Origin of the sequence: Sulfuriroseicoccus oceanibius, from assembly GCF_010681825.2 — a bacterium.
Classification (GTDB): domain Bacteria; phylum Verrucomicrobiota; class Verrucomicrobiia; order Verrucomicrobiales; family SLCJ01; genus Sulfuriroseicoccus; species Sulfuriroseicoccus oceanibius.
On sequence record NZ_CP066776.1, the window covers coordinates 765,569 to 785,828 of the forward strand.

The 20,260-nt window shown below is 60.7% G+C and carries 18 protein-coding genes; 7 read left to right on the forward strand and 11 right to left on the reverse strand.

The window, feature by feature from the left end; genetic code table 11:
- Positions 1 to 474: 474 nt before the first annotated feature.
- Entirely contained in the window at positions 475 to 2,109 is a 1,635-nt protein-coding gene (locus tag G3M56_RS02910; RefSeq protein WP_164363156.1) for an FtsX-like permease family protein, read from the reverse strand.
- 210 nt (positions 2,110 to 2,319) lie between these two features.
- The gene (locus G3M56_RS02915; protein ID WP_164363159.1) at positions 2,320 to 3,333 is read right to left on the reverse strand and encodes an N-acetylmuramoyl-L-alanine amidase family protein; all 1,014 of its coding nucleotides are present in this window, start codon (positions 3,331 to 3,333) and stop codon (positions 2,320 to 2,322) included.
- A 348-nt stretch (positions 3,334 to 3,681) separates the two neighbouring features.
- Here G3M56_RS02915 and xseB point away from each other — a divergent pair, with 348 nt between their 5' ends.
- From xseB to G3M56_RS02945, 6 genes are all read left to right on the forward strand, one after another.
- Positions 3,682 to 3,978: an exodeoxyribonuclease VII small subunit gene (gene xseB / locus G3M56_RS02920; RefSeq protein ID WP_164363333.1), complete on the forward strand. Its 297-nt coding sequence runs from the start codon at positions 3,682 to 3,684 to the stop codon at positions 3,976 to 3,978.
- 87 nt (positions 3,979 to 4,065) lie between these two features.
- Complete coding sequence (gene dxs, locus G3M56_RS02925) at positions 4,066 to 5,958, forward strand: 1-deoxy-D-xylulose-5-phosphate synthase (RefSeq protein ID WP_235203558.1); 1,893 nt, start codon at positions 4,066 to 4,068, stop codon at positions 5,956 to 5,958.
- Between the two features lie 157 nt (positions 5,959 to 6,115).
- The gene (locus G3M56_RS02930; RefSeq protein ID WP_164363161.1) at positions 6,116 to 6,526 is read left to right on the forward strand and encodes a GxxExxY protein; all 411 of its coding nucleotides are present in this window, start codon (positions 6,116 to 6,118) and stop codon (positions 6,524 to 6,526) included.
- Positions 6,527 to 6,618: 92 nt separating this feature from the next.
- Positions 6,619 to 7,305: an IspD/TarI family cytidylyltransferase gene (locus tag G3M56_RS02935; protein WP_164363163.1), complete on the forward strand. Its 687-nt coding sequence runs from the start codon at positions 6,619 to 6,621 to the stop codon at positions 7,303 to 7,305.
- An 81-nt stretch (positions 7,306 to 7,386) separates the two neighbouring features.
- Positions 7,387 to 7,851 (forward strand): hypothetical protein, encoded by a 465-nt coding sequence (locus G3M56_RS02940; protein ID WP_164363165.1) that lies wholly within the window; start codon positions 7,387 to 7,389, stop codon positions 7,849 to 7,851.
- A gap of 560 nt (positions 7,852 to 8,411) precedes the next feature.
- Positions 8,412 to 9,698 (forward strand): M16 family metallopeptidase, encoded by a 1,287-nt coding sequence (locus G3M56_RS02945; RefSeq protein WP_164363167.1) that lies wholly within the window; start codon positions 8,412 to 8,414, stop codon positions 9,696 to 9,698.
- A 398-nt stretch (positions 9,699 to 10,096) separates the two neighbouring features.
- On the opposite strand, the gene G3M56_RS02950 is transcribed toward G3M56_RS02945, so the two are convergent.
- The 6 genes from G3M56_RS02950 to G3M56_RS02975 form a co-directional block, all read right to left on the reverse strand.
- Positions 10,097 to 10,729: a phosphopantothenoylcysteine decarboxylase domain-containing protein gene (locus tag G3M56_RS02950; RefSeq protein ID WP_164363169.1), complete on the reverse strand. Its 633-nt coding sequence runs from the start codon at positions 10,727 to 10,729 to the stop codon at positions 10,097 to 10,099.
- Between the two features lie 113 nt (positions 10,730 to 10,842).
- On the reverse strand, positions 10,843 to 11,382 hold the full coding sequence (gene coaBC, locus G3M56_RS02955; RefSeq protein ID WP_164363171.1) for a bifunctional phosphopantothenoylcysteine decarboxylase/phosphopantothenate--cysteine ligase CoaBC: 540 nt from the start codon (positions 11,380 to 11,382) through the stop codon (positions 10,843 to 10,845).
- A gap of 50 nt (positions 11,383 to 11,432) precedes the next feature.
- Positions 11,433 to 12,119 carry a guanylate kinase gene (gene gmk / locus G3M56_RS02960; RefSeq protein ID WP_164363173.1) on the reverse strand — a complete coding sequence of 229 codons (687 nt, stop codon included), beginning with the start codon at positions 12,117 to 12,119 and terminating at the stop codon, positions 11,433 to 11,435.
- 144 nt (positions 12,120 to 12,263) lie between these two features.
- Complete coding sequence (locus G3M56_RS02965; RefSeq protein ID WP_164363175.1) at positions 12,264 to 13,160, reverse strand: YicC/YloC family endoribonuclease; 897 nt, start codon at positions 13,158 to 13,160, stop codon at positions 12,264 to 12,266.
- Between the two features lie 878 nt (positions 13,161 to 14,038).
- On the reverse strand, positions 14,039 to 16,450 hold the full coding sequence (locus tag G3M56_RS02970; protein WP_164363177.1) for a YbcC family protein: 2,412 nt from the start codon (positions 16,448 to 16,450) through the stop codon (positions 14,039 to 14,041).
- Between the two features lie 331 nt (positions 16,451 to 16,781).
- Positions 16,782 to 18,341, reverse strand: a complete 1,560-nt coding sequence (locus tag G3M56_RS02975; RefSeq protein ID WP_164363179.1) for a proton-conducting transporter transmembrane domain-containing protein — start codon at positions 18,339 to 18,341, stop codon at positions 16,782 to 16,784.
- 83 nt (positions 18,342 to 18,424) lie between these two features.
- Here G3M56_RS02975 and G3M56_RS02980 point away from each other — a divergent pair, with 83 nt between their 5' ends.
- Positions 18,425 to 19,315 (forward strand): LysR family transcriptional regulator, encoded by an 891-nt coding sequence (locus G3M56_RS02980; RefSeq protein ID WP_164363181.1) that lies wholly within the window; start codon positions 18,425 to 18,427, stop codon positions 19,313 to 19,315.
- Between the two features lie 6 nt (positions 19,316 to 19,321).
- Here the strand turns inward: G3M56_RS02980 and G3M56_RS02985 are convergent, their stop codons facing one another.
- From G3M56_RS02985 to G3M56_RS02995, 3 genes are all read right to left on the reverse strand, one after another.
- A complete protein-coding gene (locus G3M56_RS02985) occupies positions 19,322 to 19,618 on the reverse strand; it encodes a winged helix-turn-helix domain-containing protein (protein WP_164363184.1) in 297 nt (98 codons plus the stop codon).
- Positions 19,619 to 19,717: 99 nt separating this feature from the next.
- Complete coding sequence (gene mnhG, locus G3M56_RS02990; RefSeq protein ID WP_164363186.1) at positions 19,718 to 19,999, reverse strand: monovalent cation/H(+) antiporter subunit G; 282 nt, start codon at positions 19,997 to 19,999, stop codon at positions 19,718 to 19,720.
- A complete protein-coding gene (locus G3M56_RS02995; protein ID WP_164363187.1) occupies positions 19,996 to 20,253 on the reverse strand; it encodes an MrpF/PhaF family protein in 258 nt (85 codons plus the stop codon). Before G3M56_RS02995 ends, mnhG begins: the two co-directional genes overlap by 4 nt.
- Positions 20,254 to 20,260: the final 7 nt, after the last annotated feature.

The window sequence follows — 20,260 nt, forward strand, 5'->3', positions numbered from 1 at the left end:
CAGCCCACGGCAACGCCGTGGGGATTGGCGGGTTAGACGGTGGAGCCCTGCAGGGGCGGTCCAATTGGTGATTCAAGGGACTGGTGGCGGATCTATCGGGGATTACACCATTTGAACGGTCACCTTGTCGTAATCGATGAGGGTTGAGCTCCTTTAAAGGCGACTTTGGGTGCCAGGGGGGATCTTCGAGTAATCGAGGTCGTCGCGGAGCGACAGGTTACCGGTTAGCCGGAGGTTTCAACTTCCGGATATGAGTGCGCTGATGGGGCGTCCCGTAGGGACGGTTTATACCATTTGATCGTTCAATTGGTATCAGATGATGGGCGCGGCCTTTTGGCGGTAGCCGGATGAGGGATTGGTCTGCAGTTGGCGGACGCAGTTGTCTGGAGGCTGGGTTAGACGGTAGGCGTGGTGACGCTCGCGTGGCCGCGCATCAGGGGCACTGAAAACTGAACACTGGCAAACTACCACACTCTAGTCCCGCAGCGCTTTGGCAGGGTCGAGGCGGGCGACGCTCCAGGCTGGAGGGAGGGCTGCGAGTGAGCAGAGAAGGAAGGCTCCGAACCCAATGATCGTGAGCGAGACGGGGTCGATCGCGGCGGGGATGCGCTCCAGGCCGTAGACAGCGGCGGGGAATGGGTCCATGCCGATGAGTCCGAGTGCGGCTTGAACCTGGTCGCGGAAGTAGAGTGTGAGTAGTCCGAGTCCGAGGCCCGAGAGTGAGCCGATGATTCCAACGACCACGCCTTGGACGGCGAAGACAGAGACGATCTGGGCGGCGGTGGCACCGAGCGCTTTCATCACGCCGATCTCGCGGCGTTTTTCCACGGTGACGGTGATCATGGTGACCATGATGCAGAATGACGCCACGACCATGATGCAGAAGAGCGCGAAGTACATCATGCGGCGCTCATTGGCCAAGGCGAAGAAGACGTCTTCGTTCCGGGTAATCCACGAGGAGGCGTAGAAGCCGGGCGGCAGGGATTGCTGCAGTTGTTCGGCGAACTGATCCGCTTGATAAGCGTCTTCGATGCGGATGCCGATGGAGTGGACGAGATCGAGTTCGCTGAAGCCGTAAAGTTCCTGCGATAGGAAAAGAGGCATCAGCATGCTCGGTGCGTTGACGTGTGGTGGCTGCTTGTACCAGCCGGTGACACTGAGTTGTTTTGGAAGCACGAGTTCTTCCAGCTGCGCGAAAGCTTGTTCATCGTCTTCCTCGCTTTGTGCGGGGAGGTTGGCGATTTCGTGGAGGGGCTGCAGCGCCTGGTTGAGTTGGTTGCGGTCGTAGGTCAGCGCGTTGTCTTGAGGTGCACCGAGTTGGGTGAGGAAGAAGTGTGCGTTGCCGACGATCTCGCGTTCGCTGGGCTTGAGCTTCTTTTCGAGCGTTGTGTCGAGGATGGGCTCGAGTGCGGCGATGGCGGATGCCACGGCGTCGCGGGTGATGACGGTGAGCTCGGGTTCCTGGTCGTCGATGATCGTGCTGTTTTCCTGCAGGCCTTTGATAGCGGTGTTAATCGATTCGCCGAATGTGCCGCTGAGGCGTGGGTTTTTGGCGTCGTTGATCGCTTCGTAGACTTTGTCGAAGTGCGCCTGGGAGTAGACGTCGACGGTTTGTCCGAGGTTGAGCCCGAGGCTGAGCATCACGGCATCGGAGACGACGACGGGTTGGACGTCCGGGTTGTCGCTGGCGAGCGAGCCCTCTTCGAGTTTGATTTCCTCCAGCACGTGGGAGTCGCCTTCTTCCACGCCGCGCATTCTTTGGCCAATGCGCATGCCATTGCCGTCGACGAGGACGATGCCTTCGACAACGGGCGAGGTGGCTTTCACGCCGGGGGTGGTTTTGATCTGATCGAGCAGCGGGCGCCAGTCGCGCATTGGATAGGCGCTGCTGCGGGGCGATGGCTTTTGTTCTACGAAGACGTGGTATTCGAACCCGAGCAGTAGTTCCTTGGTGCGTTTTTCAAACCCAAGCATCACCGACATGACGACGACCAGAATCCAGACTCCAAGGGTCACGCCTGCGACGCAGAGTAATGTGATGATGGAGACCGATGTGCGCTTCGGCTTGAGGTAGCGGAGGGCGAGGAATCTGGCGAAGTTCTTTTTCAATGCGGAGGGGAGATGGATTGCGGCCAGCAAAGCATGCGCAGGGGATGTTTGCTAGTTCGCAGTTGGAAGTGTTCAGTGTCCTGATTTTGGCGATAAAAGCGGGGCGAGGAGGTTTTATGGGCAGTCGATCTCCGAGTTGGCCTCCTGGTCTTCCCGACCTAGGTCTACTTGTCCGTCAACTTTGAGTGCAGCGACACTTACGACTTCCCACTACCTTCCTGTAATGGCCTTGCGGTATTTGAAGATGGCGGTGGCGAGTCCCTGGGCGAGTTGTTGTTGGTAGGCGGCGGTGGCGATGCGCTTGCCTTCGGTTTGGTTGCTGACGAAGCCGCCTTCGAAAAGGATGCCGGGGCGGGTGAGGCCCGAGAGCACGGTCCAGCGGGCGCGTTTGATCCCGCGGTCCGTGGGTCGGTAGCGGTTGATCTGCTTCAGCACTGCGTTTTGAACGGCAGTGGCGAGGGCGATGTTTTCGGCGTCGCGGCGGTTGCCAGTGCGTTTTTTGTGATCGGACGGGCGTTGGGATTGGGCGGTGGACGCGGTGCCGGCGGGAGTCAGGGCGAAGGTTTCGATGCCTTGGGCACCGGTTCGTTTGGCGGAGTTGAAGTGGATGCTGATGAAGATGGAGTTCGGCGTGGAGTTGCCAATCTGGGCGCGCTTTTTGAGTGGAATGAAGCGGTCGTCGCTGCGGGTGTACTTCACTTTGTAGCCATTGCGCTGGAGGATGGCGCCGAGTCGTTTGGCGACTGAGAGGGCGAAGTCCTTTTCCTTGCCGTAAGGGCCGATGGCGCCGGGGTCGTGGCCGCCGTGTCCGGCGTCGATGACGACGGTGTCGAAGCGCTGGGCCTGGCGGATGAAGTCGGGGCGCAGGACGGGGTCGATGAGTTTGGCCAGGTCGATGCGTGAGACCAGAACGTGGCGGCCTTTGCGGGTGACGGGGTGGCTGAGGATGAATTTGACGTCGTTGATGATGAGTTCCGGCGATCCGATGGTGGCTTTCATCCACAACTGGCTGCCGCGCCAGAGGGCGGTGTTGCCGCTGAGTTTGAGTTCGGGGAAGCGGTAGAAGCTCTTGATGTCGGCGGCCGTGACGTGGTCGCGGCCGTTATGGGTGACGATATTCCAGTCGGCGCGTGCCGTGCCTACCAGAGCGACGAGCAGACATAGGGTCGCCACCGCGCGGAGCAGGTGGGGGACGAATGCTGGAGATGTGCGGGGTTGCGGCATGAGTGCGGTATGCGGGAGTCCCGGGGGACGGGGCGTTGGCGCGAAAAGCGTCACGGATTACGTGTGTCGCGGAATTAACCACTGATCGGGAGTTCGCATCAAGTGCTGAAAAAGAAATCGCGTCGGCTCGGGGGAAGTTGGGCGGAGGTTTTTCGGGTTGGTGCGAAATTTTGTGGATGAAGATGGCAGCGAGGGTGTCACATCGAGGCGGATAGGGGCGATTTGCTCTTGCTTGATGGCGAAATCGGCCGAGATAATAGGCTACTCTGCAATTTCCATTCAACGACTGCTGTGGCTGCTAAAAAATCACCCTCCAATCCATCCGCTGATGCAGCGGAAACCCGTGCGATGAAGTTTGAGCAAGCGTTTGGTGAGCTTGAGGCGTTGATCGGCCAAATGGAGAGTGACGAGCTGCCGCTGGATGAGATGGTGCAAGCCTATGAGCGCGGGACGCGCCTGTGGAACCAATGCAAGCTGCGGCTGGATGAAGCGCGCTTGAAAGTGGAGGCGATCACGAAGGCCTCCGAGGAGGGGGAATTGGAGACCGATGCCTTTGATGCCGCCGCTCCCACCCCGGCCGCAAAGTCGCCCAAGCCGGTTCAGAAACCGAAGCCATCCGAAGACGACGAGATCAAACTTTTCTAATCAACCTCCGCGTGCCGCGGAGAATGGGATGCCGGCGGACAGAGGCATCCCTCATGATTTAATTACCTACCAGCCCACCAGCAAACCGTGACAGACAAGCCAATCCAAGAACCGGTCAGCGAGTACCCATTGCTCGAGAAAATCGAGTCGCCGACGGATGTGAAAAAACTTTCCAACGCGCAGTTGGTGGAACTTGCCGCAGAGATCCGTCACAAGTTGGTGCACTCCGTGGCCAAGACCGGCGGCCACATCGGGCCGAACCTTGGCGTGGTGGAGTTGACCATCGCGTTGCACACGGTTTTCGACACGCCAAAGGACAACTTTGTGTTCGACGTGTCGCACCAGGCCTACGTTCACAAGATGCTCACTGGTCGTCAGAGTGAGATCCACACGATCCGTCAGTACGAAGGCCTCAATGGCTACATGCTGCGCACCGAGAGCGAGCATGATTGCTACGGTGCGGGCCACGCGGGCACCGCGCTTTCGGCGGCACTCGGGATGGCGACCGCTCGCGACCTTGCTGGTACCGACGAAGAAGTGGTCTGCGTGGCGGGCGACGCGGCTTTCACCTGCGGCCCGACCTTTGAAGCGCTCAACAACATCGCGGAGTCGACCGATAACATGATTGTCGTGCTCAACGACAACGAGTGGTCGATCGACAAAAACGTGGGGGCACTGGCCAAGTACTTCAACCGCCTCCAGACCAGCGACGCCTACGAGCACATTCATCGCAAGGCGACTGATCTGATCGAGCGCGTGGCTGGCAAGGGCGTGCGCAAGTTGGTCAACCGCGTGGAAGAGGGCACCAAGGGACTCTTTGCTCCGAGTGTTTTGTTCGAGGAGTTCGGAATGCGCTACTACGGTCCGGTGGACGGACATGACGTGGAGGCGCTCATCAGCATTTTCCAACACCTTAAAGGGCGCAAGGAACGCTCGATTCTCCACATTATCACGGAGAAGGGACGCGGCTGGGAGCCGGCGCTGGCCAACCCTGGCAAGTTCCACGGAACCGGGCCGTACGAGGTCAAGACCGGTGCCACCGCATCCGGGACGCCTACGGCTTCGGATGTTTTCGCACGTGCCGTAACCGATTTTGCCAAAGAGGACGAAAAGGTCGTGGCGATCACCGCGGCAATGCCTGGCGGAACCAAGCTGGAGATCCTGAAGAAGGAGCTGCCGAAACAGTATTTCGACGTTGGGATTGCGGAAGAACACGCGGCTCTTTTTGCCTGCGGATTGGCGACCAAAGGGTTCAAGCCATTCTTGTCGATTTACTCGACCTTCATGCAGCGAGCCTACGACATGATCATTCACGACATGGCGTTGCAAAAGCTGCCGGTGCGTTTGTGCATGGACCGCGCTGGTCTTTCGGGAGACGACGGTCCGACCCACCACGGGTTGTTTGACATCGGTTACCTGCGTCACGTGCCGGATCTCGTTTTCATGCAACCGAAGGACGAACCGGAGTTGCGCGACATGCTGTGGACGATGGCCAACTACGAAGAGCTGCCGAGCGCGATCCGCTATCCGCGTGGTCCGATTGCCGGCGTGCCGGTGGAAGGCGAGCCAAAGCTGCTTGAGATCGGTAAATCGGAAGTGGTTGAAGACGGCGCGGATGTGGCGTTGTTCGGTCTTGGTACTTTGTTCTCGATGGCCAAAGAGACACGCGATGCCCTCGAGGCGCAGGGGATTTCCACCGCGCTGGTGAACCCACGCTGGATCAAGCCAATGGACACCACCTGCCTTGAGGAGTTCGCCCGCAAGGTGAAGGTGATCTGCACCTTTGAAGACCACGTGCTCGCCAATGGTTACGGTGCTGGTGTGATCGAGCACCTGCATGATGCCGGGATCGATGTGCCTGTTGTGCGCATCGGCTGGCCGAATGAGTTTATCGACCATGGCAACGTCCCAGCCCTCCGCGCCCAGCACGGCCTCACCGCCGAAGCTGCAGTGGAGAAAGTGCTTAAGGCTCTGGGGTAGCAGAGATAGATAGAGATTTCCGCAAAAGGCGCCGCGTGAGTTTTCCACGCGGCGCCTTTTTTTGATGCTCACGCCCGCTTCGCTCAAGACCCAAAGATCCCAAAGGTTTTGTTATTTGGGATCGTTGCGTTAAGTGGCGTTTGCGTGCGTTGAGGTGATGACGGAGAATCAGATCAGTAAAGAGGTGGTCGATGCCGCGGTTAAAGTGCACACAGAGCTTGGGCCCGGCTTACTTGAATCTGTGTATGAGGTGGTATTGGCGAAAGAGCTTGAACTCAGAGGGTTGAAGGTACAGCGCCAAGTCCCCGTGCCTATTATCTACAGAGGGGTAAAACTGGATGAGGCTTTTAGAGCGGATCTTGTGGTTGAGGGTAAGGTGATTCTTGAACTGAAGTCGGTTGAGGCTCTGAGTAGAGTTCACTACAAGCAGTTGTTTACTTACATGAAGCTAAGGGGAGCTCGCTTGGGGTTGGTACTCAATTTTGGCGCCGATCTAATGAAGCAGGGGATCAAGAGAATTGTTAACGGCTTGGACGACGGGCACCCGCGCGTGTTTTTTGGTAAGTGACGATAGTTTCTCTTCTTTGGGTCTTAGGGTCTTTGCGTGAGAACCTTGTGTTTCGTCGTTTGCTTCCCTGTGATCATGCGTAGCTTGTAGCCATGATGAATGAGCGAGCAGCGGCGGTGATTGTGGCCGGGGGATCCGGGCGGAGGATGGGCTTTGATAAACTGGCGGCCAAGATTGGCGATGTTTCGGTGCTTGAGCGCTCGATTGCCGCGTTTGAGGCGGCGGAGACGATTGGCCGGATCGTGGTGGTGGTTTCGGCGGCAAATGAAGAGACGGTACAGTCCTGGATCGCGGATGGGCGGTTTTCCAAACTCGAGCTCGCTGTGCGTGGCGGGGCCGAGCGGTTTGATTCGGTTGGCAATGGGATTGCTGCGCTCGGTGAGGACTTTGCCGGCGTGATTGCCGTGCACGACGGGGCGCGACCTTTGGTATGTCCGCAGTCGATCGATGAAACGGTCAACGCAGCGGCTACGACGGGCGCAGCGGTGCTTGCCAAGCCGGTGGCGGACACACTCAAGCGCGTCGACGCGAATGGGTCGGTCGTGGAGTCGGTGCCGCGCGATGGCATGTGGGCAATGGAGACACCTCAGTGTGCGCGCGCCGATTGGATGCGTCAGGCGGTGGCCGCGGCGCGATCGGCGGATAGTTCAGCGGCGATTACCGATGAAGTGACCGCGCTCCAGCATGCGGGGCGACCGGTGACGGTTGTGCGTTCTGTGAGCCCGAATTTGAAGATCACCTTCCCCGGCGACATCGAGTTGGCGGAGAGGTTGGTGTGATTTCCGCAGTGGGAGGTGGGAGTGTGAGGTGATCATTGCGAGTGACTTGCCTGCTGCGGGGACTGGTCGATGGTGGCAGCCATGAAGGGAAGAGTGAGCGAGATCCCGCAGGCATTTCGTCCGGCGTACGAACGGATGCGCCAACGCGCGCAGCAGATCTGTGGGCGGGTGGTCGAGCTGAATGCGGAGTCGGTGGCATGCGGGATGCGGTCGTTCTTCGACCATTTGCCGGCGGACTCGGGGACGCTTGGTGAGATCGAGCGGGGGCGTGTGTTCGGGGCGCTGGCGATTGCCTATGCCGACGCATTGGTGGCCGCGTTTGGCTGGCAGCCGTGCTGGCTTTTGTTGGAGGAAAAGGACTACCGAGAGGAGGACGGTGTGTTTGCCGTGGTGAGCCCGGATCAATCGTACGTCGTGCTGCCGGTGGCGTTGATTGAGTCGGACTTTGACCACATCAGGGACAATGCGAAGGCTGTGTTCAAGAAGATCCGCGACGGTCATTTGCTCGATGTGCCGGAAGGTGCGCTGCACGAGCTGCGGGGGTAGGGGTGATCTAACGAATAACTGCGGGTGTTGGACGGCCATCGGGCAGGTGCTGCGTTTCTGCGACATCGCACGCTCGGCCGGTGTGATTTGGGCGCCGTTTTCCCTGGGGGGCGCCTTTTCCCAGGGGGAGGTCGCCGGAGGCTCCCTTCACCCTGGGCTGGTTTGCGCTCCCCTTTCAGGGGAGGTGTCGCGGTAGGCGTCTTTATCCTTATCTTTATCCAAATTCAGATCGGAGCGCAGCGATTCTGCCTCAAACGGGGGCGTGTATTCTTCATCGCTATCGCTATCGCTATCGGGTTCCGGATTCCGGATCGGCGAGAGGGAGAGCGGCCATCTGGCAGACGTTGGGGTTTGGCGCTCCTGAAAGGAGCCGGGAACAAAGCCCGGGGATTTATCCTCGGGAAAGTGAGGCACCCAGTGTGTGCATCCTGAAGGGATGCTGGAACGAGGTGATCCGGAGGCGGTGAGGCAATTCTCCGGATCGGTGGAGAATTGGGCTCTTTTGGGTGGCGTCATTTTCTCGCGCCGTGGGGGCTGATTCGGGGTATGGTGCGCGGACTATGTTCGACGTGAGTTACCAGAGCACGACGCTCGCCAATGGGGTGAAAGTGGGCACGGCGTACTTGCCGCAGGCGGTGAGTGCATCGGTGGGGATTTGGTGCAATGCGGGATCGCGCCACGAGCGGGCGGCGGAGAATGGAGTGGCCCATTTTGTCGAGCACATGGTCTTCAAGGGGACGAAGCGGAGATCGGCGCGTAAGATTTCGATGGAGATCGAAGGTGTGGGTGGTGAGCTGAATGCGTTCACCTCCGAGGACCATACCTGTTATCACGCGTGGTTGCCGGCGAAGTGGTTCGGCCGTGCACTGCGTGTGCTCTCCGACATGTATTGCAATGCGGAGCTCAAGCAGCGCGCGTTTGAGAACGAGCGCGAGGTGATCTTTGAGGAGATCGAGATGTACCGCGACAACCCAGGCCAGCATGTTGAGGACTTGCTAAGTCATGCGTTGTGGAATGGTCACCAGCTCGCGCGTCCGATTTGTGGCACCGAACAGAGTCTCGAGCGGATTACGCCGGATGTGCTGCGCCGTTGGATCGAGGAAAAACACGTGGGCCATAACACGGTGGTGGCTGTGGCCGGGCCGGTGCCGCACGATCAAGTCGTGCGCGAGGTCGAGCGTCAGCTGGGGGGGATGGAGTCCGGGCGGCGTCCGGCGATGCGTGCGGTGAAGTCGCCGCAGCGTCCGTGGTTGTTGGAGGGGGGCTTTGTCGGGGATGAACGCGACATCGGCCAGGTGCATTTTGGTTTGGGGTTCCGTGGGCCGAGCCGCAAGGACGACGCTCGGTTTGCTTTCAAGTTGCTCAATGTGATGCTCGGGGAAACGATGAGCTCACGGTTGTTCCAGGCGCTGCGTGAGCGTCGCGCTGCGTGCTACAGCGTGCAGAGTGGCGTCGAGATGTTTGATGATGTCGGCGTGTTGGACATCCATGCCGGGCTCGACGGGGACAAAGCGGAGGCTGCGGTGAAGATGCTCGGCTCCGAGTTGCGCAAGTTGCGTACCCAGGCGCCGGGTGTCGGTGAGCTCAAGGATGCCAAGGAGTTTGTGATCGGCCAGCAGTCGATGTGGTTTGAAGCGGTGGCCAACCAGATGCAGTGGGTGGGCGATGCGTTGTCGACGGTCGGCCACGTGCCGGGTCCGGAGGAGGCGCTCAAGCACGTGCGCGATGTGACCGCGGATGACGTGCAAAAGATGGCGCAGGAGCTCTTCCAGCCTGACCGCATGGGCATGGCGGTTGTCGGGGCGGGAGTGGACGGCGAGAGGCTGGTGCGTGCGCTGGGGCTTTAGGAGCCACAGATGGACGCAGATGAGCGCAGATGGTTGGAACCACGAAGTGCGCGAAGGACACGAAGAAGAGTGGGGGTAACGGAGAGCCGGTCTCCAGTCCGGCCGTCCTCTGAACCGGCGCAGCCGCAGATGTTTGATTGGAGTGTTCGCTGCGCTCGTGAGGTTAGGTGGTCGACGAGGACGTCGACACTCCATGGGTGTGGGATGGAGTGACGGTGTCCTCACCGTCGGCGGGATCGTGCTCGCTACGCTCGGAGGTATTGGCGGCCGGACTGGAGACCGGCGGTCCGGAGCCAGGCGCTGTATTTAACCGGAAGCTGGCGTCCGGAGCGGGAAAATACATCTGCGCGAATCTGTGCCCATCTGTGGCACATGAAGCGGATCGCTAGTAGCTTCGCCTAACCCGCAACGGTTGCGATGACTCTGGTGGCGAGGTCGCGTTTGCTGCCGCTGGCGGACCATTGTGATCCATCCTTGCCGAGTACCGTCACGGCGTTGTCGTTGGAGTCGAAGCCGATGCCGGGTTGGCTGACGTCGTTGGCGACGATGAAGTCGCAGCGCTTGCGGGTGAGTTTGTCGCTGGCGTAGGTGAGGACGTCGGTGGTTTCGGCGGCGAAGCCGACGAGCGTGCCGTTGAAGCCGAGCGGGTCGCGCATCGAACCGAGGATGTCTTTGGTCGGGACAAGTTCGATGGTCATTTTGTCCTTGCCGGTCTTTTTGATCTTCTGACCGGCGGTGGTGGCGGGGGTGAAATCCGCGACGGCCGCGCAAAGGATGGCGCAGCCGATGGGGTGGTCGTTCAGGGTGCGCTCTACGGCGTCGAACATGTCGGCTGCGGAGGTGACGTCGATGCGGGTGACGCCCTCTGGCGTGGGTAGTTGCACCGGGCCGGCGATCAGCGTGACTTCGTGGCCGGCGGCAATTGCAGCTTCCGCTAACGCAAACCCCATCTTGCCGGAGGAACGGTTGCTGATGAAGCGCACGGGGTCGATGGCTTCATGGGTAGGTCCGGCGGTGATTAGAAGGTGCATTAAGTTTGCTAGTAGTCAGTTTGCAGTTTTCAGTGGGGGAGTGGTGGGGGCGTTGTCGCGCCGGTGAACAAATCAGGTTAATCATGTTCATCCTGTCTGAAAACCGACTGGTCCTAGGCTTCTCCTAGCATCTGCTGGATTTTGGCGACGATGTCGTCGACTTCCTGGAGGCGGCCGGCGCCTTCGTAGCCGCAGGCGAGGAGGCCGTCTTCCGGGCCGATGAACTCGGCGCCGCGGGCTTTGAGGGTCTCGGTGTTGGCCTGGGTGGCTGGGTGTTGCCACATTTTGCCATTCATTGCCGGAGCGATGAGCAGCGGAGCCAGCGTGGCGAGATGGATGGCGGACAATGGGTTGTCAGCGATGCCATTGGCGAACTTGGCGATGATGTTGGCGGTGGCGGGCGCCACGACCAGCAAATCCGCGTTGTCCGCCAACTGGATGTGCCCAGGGTGCCAGCTCTGTTTTTCGTCGTGGATGCTGGTGGTTACCGGGTTCTTCGACAGCACCTGCAAGGTGAGCGGTGTGATGAACTCGGTGGCGTCCTTGGTCATCACCACGTGCACGGTGTGGCCGAGTTTGACGAGCTTGCTCGTGAGGTCGGCAGCTTTGTAGGCCGCGATGGATCCGGTGACGCCGAGGACGATGGTGGACATGGGGGGGAGTTTGCTAGTTGGAAGTGTTCAGTTTTCAGGGCATCCCCTCGCTATTCAGCGGTGATGAGTTCCTGTGGGAGGTCGGTGGGGATGTTGCCGACGAGGCCGGCCGGGGTGCGCATCCTGCAGGCGCGCATGCGTTCGCCGTTGAGGATGGTGCGGAAGCGGTCGAAGTCGGCCTCTGGTGTGTCTGAAACGATGGCGTAGCGGTATTCGCGCCAGTGTTTCATTTCGTCCAGCGCGTTGTAAAGGCGCAGGCGCATTTGGTCGTCGGTTTCGGTGCCGCGGCCGAAGAGGCGGTTTTTGATCTCGTCCATGCTTGGGGGCAGGATGAAGACGTCGACCAGGGCGTTGCGGATGAACGGATCCTCGGTGGCGCGGATGAGCTGGGCGCCTTGGATGTCGATGTCCATGACGACGTCGCGGCCGGCTTCGAGATGAGCGACGACTTCGCTTTTCAGCGTGCCGTAGTAGTTGCCGTGAACGGTGGCCCATTCGAGGAAATCACCTTGGGCCGTGCGCTGGATGAAGTCGTCTTTGTCGAGGAAATGGTAGTCCACTCCGTCGACTTCGCCCTCGCGTGGGGCGCGGGTGGTGCAGGAGATCGAGTAGACGCAGTCGTCGTGGTCGCGGGCTTTACGGCAGACGGTGGTTTTGCCGGAGGCGGTGGGGCCGGAGACCATGCAGAGCAGGCCGATACGCTCGGTGCGGGCAATCGTTTTGGCGGATTCGGTCATGGAGAGGGAAAGTTGAAATTCGGAAACAGGGAAATCGAAATGGTCGCTTCGCTCCGTGGGAAGTGGTTGTCGACAGGAATGTCGACCCTCCAGCACCCGCATGGGCGAGCGGTGGAGGAAGGGACGAAACAGAGCGAGGAAGGGTCACTCGAGGTTTTGGACTTGTTCGCGGATTTTCTCGAGTTCGGTTTTGCAGGTGACGACGCCCTGGGCGATCTCGGCGTCGTTGGCTTTGCTGCCGATGGTGTTGCACTCGCGGTGCATTTCCTGGAGTAGGAAGTCGAGTGGGCGGCCGCATGGTTCGTCGGCTTCGATGAGCGAGAGGAACTTGGCGAAGTGGCAATCGAGGCGGGTGGTTTCTTCGCTGATGTCCGAGCGGTCGGCAAAGAGCGTGAGCTCGGCGAGCAGGCGGTCGTCGTCCTGAGGCAGGTCGACGCCGGCTTTCTGCAGGCGCTCGTGGAGTTGTTTGCGCCAGTGGGCGACGACCTCCGGCGAGCGTTCCGCGATGCGGTTGACGGTGGTGCGGATGATGTCGAGGCGCTGGAGCAGGTCTTTTACCAAGTGATCGCCTTCCGATGCGCGCATGTCGTTCCATTGGGAAATGGCAGCGGCGGTGGCGGCGGTGAGTGGTTCGGTCAGGTCGGTGGCTTCGACCGAGGCGTCTTCGATGGTGATGACGCCGGGCAAGCGGACGATTTCAGCGTCGCTGAGTTCGACGTCGCCGACTGGTTTGTCGGTTAGTTCGGCCAGGGCTGAACGGAACTGGGCGAACAACTCAGGGTTGGTGGTGACCACCTGTGACGGGCCGGACTCGCGCTCGATGATCACTTTAGCGGTGATGCGCCCGCGTGAGGCGCTGGCGGCGAGTTGTTTGCGCACGATGGGCTCCAGGTTCTGGAGGTCGCGCGGTAGGTTGACGACGATGTCGAGTTGTTTGCGGTTGACCGAGGAAATCTCTACGGTCACGCGGACGGAGGAATGTTCGTCCGAGGAATGCGCGTCTCCGCGCCCGAATCCGGTCATGCTCATCGTTGCTGCCATGGTGCCCCCAACATGGAGGCACATTGGCCGGATGACAAGCGGGCGGGTGATGGGAGGTGAAATGCGAAAGGAATGAGCGCGCTGCGAGCGGATGGGGAATGTTTTTTGGACAGGATTTACATGATTTACGTGATTTGAATTGGGTGGTCACGCAAAGACCCGAAGACCCAAAGGGGCGGAGATCGGAAATGGGGGGCTGATTTTTCCTTAAGGAGTAGCAATGGGGAAAAGGGGCATTTGCGGTCTGAGCGGCGCTTTCCAGCACCCATGCAGGGTGCGGTTTTGGGTGGGGTTGTCATCACAGGGCTGAAGCCCTGTGCTTTGATCCGGCCTCCATTCAGGAGGCTGCGGAGGCTTTTGGACAGGATTTACGTGATTGGGATGGGCGGGCGTTGTTTGGTCTGGGTGGTCAAGCAAAGACCCGAAGACCCAAAGAGGCGGAGATCGGAAATGTGGGGCTGATTTTTCCTTAAGGAGTAGCAATGAGGAAAAGGGGCATTTGCGGTCTGAGCGGCGGTTTCCAGCACCCATGCAGGGTGCGGTTTTGGGGATGGCTGTCATCACAGGGCTGAAGCCCTGTGCTTTGGTCCGGCCTCCATTCAGGAGGCTGCGGAGGCTTTTGGACAGGATTCACGTGATTGGAATGGGCGGGTGTTGGTTGGTTTGGGTGGTCACGCAAAGACCCGAAGACGCAAAGCGGCGGAGATCGGAAATGGAGGGCTGATTTTTTCTTAAGGAGTAGCAATGGGGAAAAGGGGCATTTGCGATGTGATCGGCGTTAGGTGGATGTTCTCATTCCACTATCTGTGTCCATCTGCGCAGATCTGTGGCCGGGGTATCCCGCGCCGCCTGAGGGGCTGGCGGCGCGGGATGGTTGGTTACAGTTGGGTCCAGCCGCCTTCGAGATCGGCGGCGTAGAGGCGCAGCCAGTGGTTGTCTACGAGTTCCTTGGCGGTGGGTTGGGAATCCAGTGCGGCGCGGACTTTGTCGGCCGGGGCATCCACGAAGACTTTGAGTGTTACTGGTTCGTGGACCCAGTTGGTGCCGTCGTGGATGGACTGGAGGGGGAGGCCGGATTTCAGGTCACCGCCATTGCCGAGCTGTACCCCGTGGGTGCCGTTGACATTGTGCAGGACTTTGTTGCCGCTGCCGAAGACCTGGTGGTTGGCGGTGGAGGCGTAGTACTGGAGGTTGATCCACGAGCCGACGACCATGGGACCGCCGAGGATGGCCTGGAGGACCGCGCCCTGTGGGTCATTTTCCGACTCGTAGTGGTGGAGGAACGCGCGGCCGCCGAGGTCGTGGTGTTTGTTGGTATCGCGGTGGGCGATGATGAACGCACCATTGCCGGCGAGTCCCCACTCGGGGCGGACCTGCGACCAGTCATCGGTGCGCTCGGCGAGGGCGGCGGCGACTTTGGCTGGATCGGTCTCGGTGATTCCGAGTTGTGGTGCCCGCGCCACTTGGGCGTGGTTGCAGGCGGTCGCCAGCGATTGCTCGAGCCGGGCGACGTCGTCGCGGTGGCTGGCCGGGATTTGGTCGGGATCAAAGAGCGTGATGGTATCGGTGGTGGTGTCGTGGCGACCGGCGAGGAAGAGCGTGTCCTCCGGTAGGGCCATGCCATCTGCTGCGAGGGATTCGCGCACCGCGGGGTCGTTCATGATTTGGGCGGCGAGCTTGGCGTTGAAGTCGCCCGAGTGACCGCCGCAGGCACCGCATTGGAGGCCTGAGTCATAGGGGTTGTTTTTCGTGCTGGCGCCGTGGCCGCAGAGGACGACGAGGCGGGCGCTGTGGGCGTCGAGGTTGAGTGCGCGCACGAGTCCCTTGGCGAGTTCCGGTTGGTCTGCTTGCGGGATGCCGCAGGATTCGTGCTGCAGGTCCGTGCGCGGCGCGAGGTCGCTGTGGTGGTTGGGAGCTTTGCGCAGGAAGCCGTCGCGGAGCAGTGGCCAGCTGTAGTTCAAGCCACCGGCTTCGACGAAGCTGAAGCATGAGACGGCCGAGTCCTTGAAGGATTTGAAGACACCGCCGAGCGAGCGCTTGTTGTGGACCTTTTCCAGTTCGGTTTGCTCGTTGTCGGCAGGAGCTTCGCAGACTTCGTAGGGAGGTTGGACGATGACCGGGCAGTGGGTGGTGCCGTGTTGGCTACCGAATGCGCGCTTGGCAATTGGCATGCCGAAGAACCCTGCGTAGCCCATCGTCTCGATGGTCGAGTCGTGCTTTTCGATGGCGCGCCGCATCGGCTCCGAGCGGACGTCGATGCAGAAGACCAACTGGGCGCTGGCGCGGGTGGTCGGTGCGGCCGGGGTCTCGGTGGTGGACTTCAGTGTGGCGAGCAGAGAGTCCGCGTGGGTGAGTTCGAGAGCTTCCTGCCACACAAGGTGGAGGAGCAGGCGCCGGTCGGCCTGGGCGTCGCGGACCAGGACTTGTTTGCGCCAGTAGGCCCGCAGGGTTGGGGTGTCGAACTGTTGGAGCAAGGCGACGTCGTAGGCGAGGCGGATGGCGAGCAGGGCGATCGCGCCGTCCTGGCTGATGCCTTCGCGTTTCCGGTATTCGAGGCAGGATGCCCAGCCTCCGACGCTGAGCAGCTCGCGGTGGAACCAATCCTCGGCTCCTTCGACCTTGGTGTCGGCGAGATCGGCGAGCTTTTCAATGGCAGCGAGTGGGTCTTGTGGCAGCGCTTGGACGAACTTGCGGAAGTGGTGGAGTCCGGCGAGCTCCGCGTTGCGGTCGATCGACGCGGCCTCCAGCCAGGCGCTGAAGAGGCTCTGGCCTTGCCACGGTTGGGTCCAGATTGCCTGGCCTTCGTCGAGGTAGGCGCCCATCCAGCGTGAGATTTCCTCGGTGATGGTGGCGGCCCAGCGGGACTGGTGGATGCGGTCGATGGTGTCGGCGAACGTGCCGATGTGCGGGCTGGTTGGCTCGGCGGAGTAGAGCCAGGCTTCGAGTTCGTGGAGGGTGGGTGCGGTATCTCCTTCGTCGAGGACGAGCTGGCCGGTGCTCTCAAGGGCGGCAATCGCTTGCTCCAGTGAGGCTTCGGTGATTTGTCCATCGACGTATTTTCCGCGGAAGAACGAGCGGTTGATGAGCATTCCGCCGGGTACTGCTTTTGCCATTCTGGCGGCGACCTGGGCGAAGCTTTCGCCGGTCATATTGAGGAATGGGTTCACCGCGACGAAGTGCTTCAGCGGCCAGAGGGGCGGGATGCGGTTGGCTGCGGTCTGGGCGGCGGTGATCCACTTCGAGGTGGTGGCTTGTGCCGCGGTTTGTGGTGATTTGGTTTGAACGGTCATAGAGAGAATTGGTTTTGGGATGGATAGTGGCTGTGGGTGGTTGGGCGTGATTTCGTGGGGTGGTATGAGATTCGCTTTTAGCGATGGTTGGGAAGAGTCGGGGGTTAGGTGAATGGCACTATCTTAGGGTGTGTCGTCGTGTCGGGAGCGGCCATCGGGGAGGGTGCTGCGCCTTGGCGGTATCGCACGCTCGGCCGGGGATTGGTGGGCCTATTTACCTAGGGTGGCGCTCGCCGGAGGCTCGCTGACGCCAGGCTGTTATGAGACGCGCTTTCAGCGCGGAATTGACGGCGATGGGGCTCAAGTAAGTGCCATTCGGGGCTGTGGATATTTAGGCGTGGGATTTCGGGTTGCTGATCGGGCGTACGAGGCGGGCGAAGATGGTGCCGAGGTAGAAGCCGTTGGAGGCGTGGATGTAGAGGCGCTTGAGCGCTGGTGAGGCGGTGCCCGCTTGCAGTTGCGATTGGATCAGCAGGATTCCGAAGAGAAGGGATGGGATCAGCAGCAGGAGTGCCCAGTCGAAGATGCCCTGCGGCGCAGGCAGCTGCGGGAAGGTGGTGTCGTAGAGGTGGTGGACGCCTTGGTGGAGGGTCCAGACCATCGCTGCGACCCCGAGGCTGAGGGCGATGCCGCCGACGCGGGCGAGCCCGGTGAGCGGGGTGGACCAGGCGGTGGTGAGCAGTTGTGCCAGGCCGAGCCAGAGGATGGAGACGAGGATCCACTCACTGGCATGGAGCGGGGCGGACCCGTGGTTGGCGAGGATCAGCCCGGCGACCACCAGGGCCGACGAGGTCAGAGCCAGTAGCCAGGTGGCTTTTGCCGGTGTGGCTGGCTTGAGCGTGCGCTTGCCAGCGCGCTGGACGACTCCGCCGGTCGAGAGGAAGGCGTGTGCTTTGTAGAGCGAGTGGGCGACGAGGTGGAGCAGTGCCAGGCCGAAGGCGCCGAGTCCGCATTGCAGCATCAGGAAGCCCATTTGGGCGATGGTCGACCAGGCGAGGGCGCGCTTGATGCTTGGCTGGGTGATCATGACGATCGAGCCGAAGACCGCGGTCAGTCCGCCGACGAGTGCCAGGCTGTTCATGGCGAACTCCGAGCTGACGACGAGCGGGCTGAAGCGCAGGATCAGGAAGGCTCCGGCGTTGATCACACCGGCGTGCATCAGAGCGGACACCGGAGTGGGGGCTTCCATGGTTTCAGGGAGCCAGCTGTGGAAGGGGAGCTGGGCGGATTTCATCAAGCCTCCGAGGACCAGCAGGATCGGGGTTGCTGCGTGGACCGGGGTTTCCGCGTGAAGGGCGATCAGCTGCGGGATTTCCCAGGTGCCATATTGAACCCAAAGGGTGACCAGAGCGGCCACCAGGCAGAGGCCGCCGAGGCGGCTGATGAAGAACTTCTTGCGCGCCGCGAGCTGAGCTCCTTCGAGATGTGGGTAGAAGATGAGCAGGCGGTGGAGCGAGAGGCTGGTGGCGGCCCAGGCGGCGGTGAAGAGCAGCAGGTTGCCCGAGACGCAGAGGAGCTGGACTGCGGCGACGGTTTGCACCAGGTGGCGGACGAAGGTGGCTTGGCGCGGGTCACCAGCGAGGTGGTTGATGGTGTAGCGGCTGATGATCAGGGCGAGGAAGCTGACCATGGTGAGCAGCGTGACCGAGAGTCGGTCGAGGTAGAGGCTCAGCCCGAGACCGGAGTGGAGCGAGAGGGCCGCTGGGCCGGTGGCGAAGACCCAGCCAGTCACCGCGGCTGAGAGGAGCGCACCCGTCAGAGCCAGCGATGAGGCCCGGCGGGCGACGGTCTGGCCTTGGCCGCGGAAGAACGGGGTGAGGCTTGCGATGAGGAAGAGAAGAGCCGGTAGGAGGCCGGCGACAGCTAGGATTTCGGGTGAGGTCACGTTCATGGGTCCTTTTATACGAAAAGGAATTCATGTTTTCTAATTGATTGATCTTCACCTTTCGTTCACTTTTTGAGAACGATTTACCTATGGACCAGCTGAACTATCATCATTTGCGCTACTTCTATGCGATTGCCCGCGAAGGGAACCTGACGCGTGCGGCAGAGAAGTTGCGGGTATCGCAATCGGCGTTGAGTTCGCAGTTGCGAAAGTTGGAGGAGAGTTTGGGCGAGGCGTTGTTTGAGCGGGAGAACAAGCGGCTGGTGCTGACCGAGGCGGGGAAGATTGCGCTCGATTATGCGGAGACGATTTTCAAAGCGGGACGCGAGTTGCAGGCGACGCTTGAGCAAGGGACGCGGCGCAAGCTGCAGGTGCTGCGGATTGGCGCGGTGGCGACGTTGTCGCGCAACTTCCAGTTGGCATTTGTCGAGCCGTTGATTGACCAGCCGGGGGTGGAGATTGTGATCCGCTCTGGGACGCTTGGAGAGTTATTGAAGGGGTTGCAGCACCACACTTTAGACGTGGTTTTGGCCAACCAGGAGGTGCCGCGTGATGCGGAGCACGCGTGGCATTCGCATTTGCTCGACGAGCAGGGGGTGAGCCTGGTGGCTCGGCCGGATGTGGCGGGGGCGGCGTTTGAGTTCCCGGCTGGGTTGAATGGGGTGCCGGTGGTGTTGCCGACTTTGGAGAGTCAGATCCGCCAGAGTTTTGAACTATTGCTGGCGCGGGAAGGGGTGCATCCGCAAGTGGTGGCGGAGGTGGACGATATGGCGATGCTGCGTCTGATGGCGCGGGAATCGCGGGCGCATTGTCTGGTGCCGCGGGTGGTGGTGCAGGACGAACTGGAGGCAGGGCTGCTGGTGGAGCGGCACCGTTTTTCCGAAGTGCGCGAAGGGTTCTACGCGATCACGACCGAGCGCAGGTTCCCCAACGAGTTGGTGCGGATTTTGATCCAGTCGATGCTGGATGAGCGGCGGTGAAATCCGTTAGGCGAGGATTTCGAGCAGGGTGCCGATGGTGTGCTTGCTCTCCAGTGGATGGCGCAAGCGGCGTTCGCGGTTAATGGTGTAGCGGTTGCGGCGGCCGTCCTTTTGCACGATGAGGACGCCGTCTTCCACCAGTTCTGCGAGGATGCGTTGGACAGCGCGGTAGGTGATCCCAACTTCAGTCGCCATGTCGGAGATCCGCATGTCGGGTTGGCGAGCCAATACGACCAGAATATGGAAGTGGTTGGTGAGGAATGTCCATTCCTTGGTCGGAGGCTCGTTGATCTTATCTGTCATCAGACCGGGAGTATGATGCAACGCGTAACATGTTTCAAGAGACGCGTTTATCTGGTCGGATATTCTAGTGACAGAGGAGGAATTGGCAGGTGGAGGCGTCTATTGGTCCTTTTTCAGCAGCTGGGTGCTGATGCAGTGGCAGGCGAGAGGGGCGGTGAGGAAGACGAGCAGCACGGTGAGGATGCTGAGGATGGTGCCTGCCCAATCGCGGAAGAAGATGGCGGCGGCCGAGGCGAGGAGAATCACGCCGAGGGACGAGGCTTTGGTAGCCGCGTGGATGCGCGAGAAGGCATCGGGCATGCGGTAGAGGCCGACCGAGGCGACGAGGAAGAAGAGGCTGCCGATGAGAGCGAAGCAGTGGGCGATCAATTCGAGAGTCATGGCTTGGTCGATTGGTGTTTGATCAAACGGGAAAGGATGACCGTGGAGAGGAAGCCGAGTAGCGCCAGGATGAAGGCGAACTGGAGGTGGACGGAGCTGCGGTCATGGAGCGCGAGCAGGATGGCAAGCCCGAGCAACTGGAAGCCGGCGATGTCGATAACGATCACCTTGTCTTCTGGTGCGGGCGTGAAGAGCAGCCTCATCAAACTGATGAAGAGCGCCAGGGCGATGATGACGGATGCGGTGGCGAGCATGGTTCTC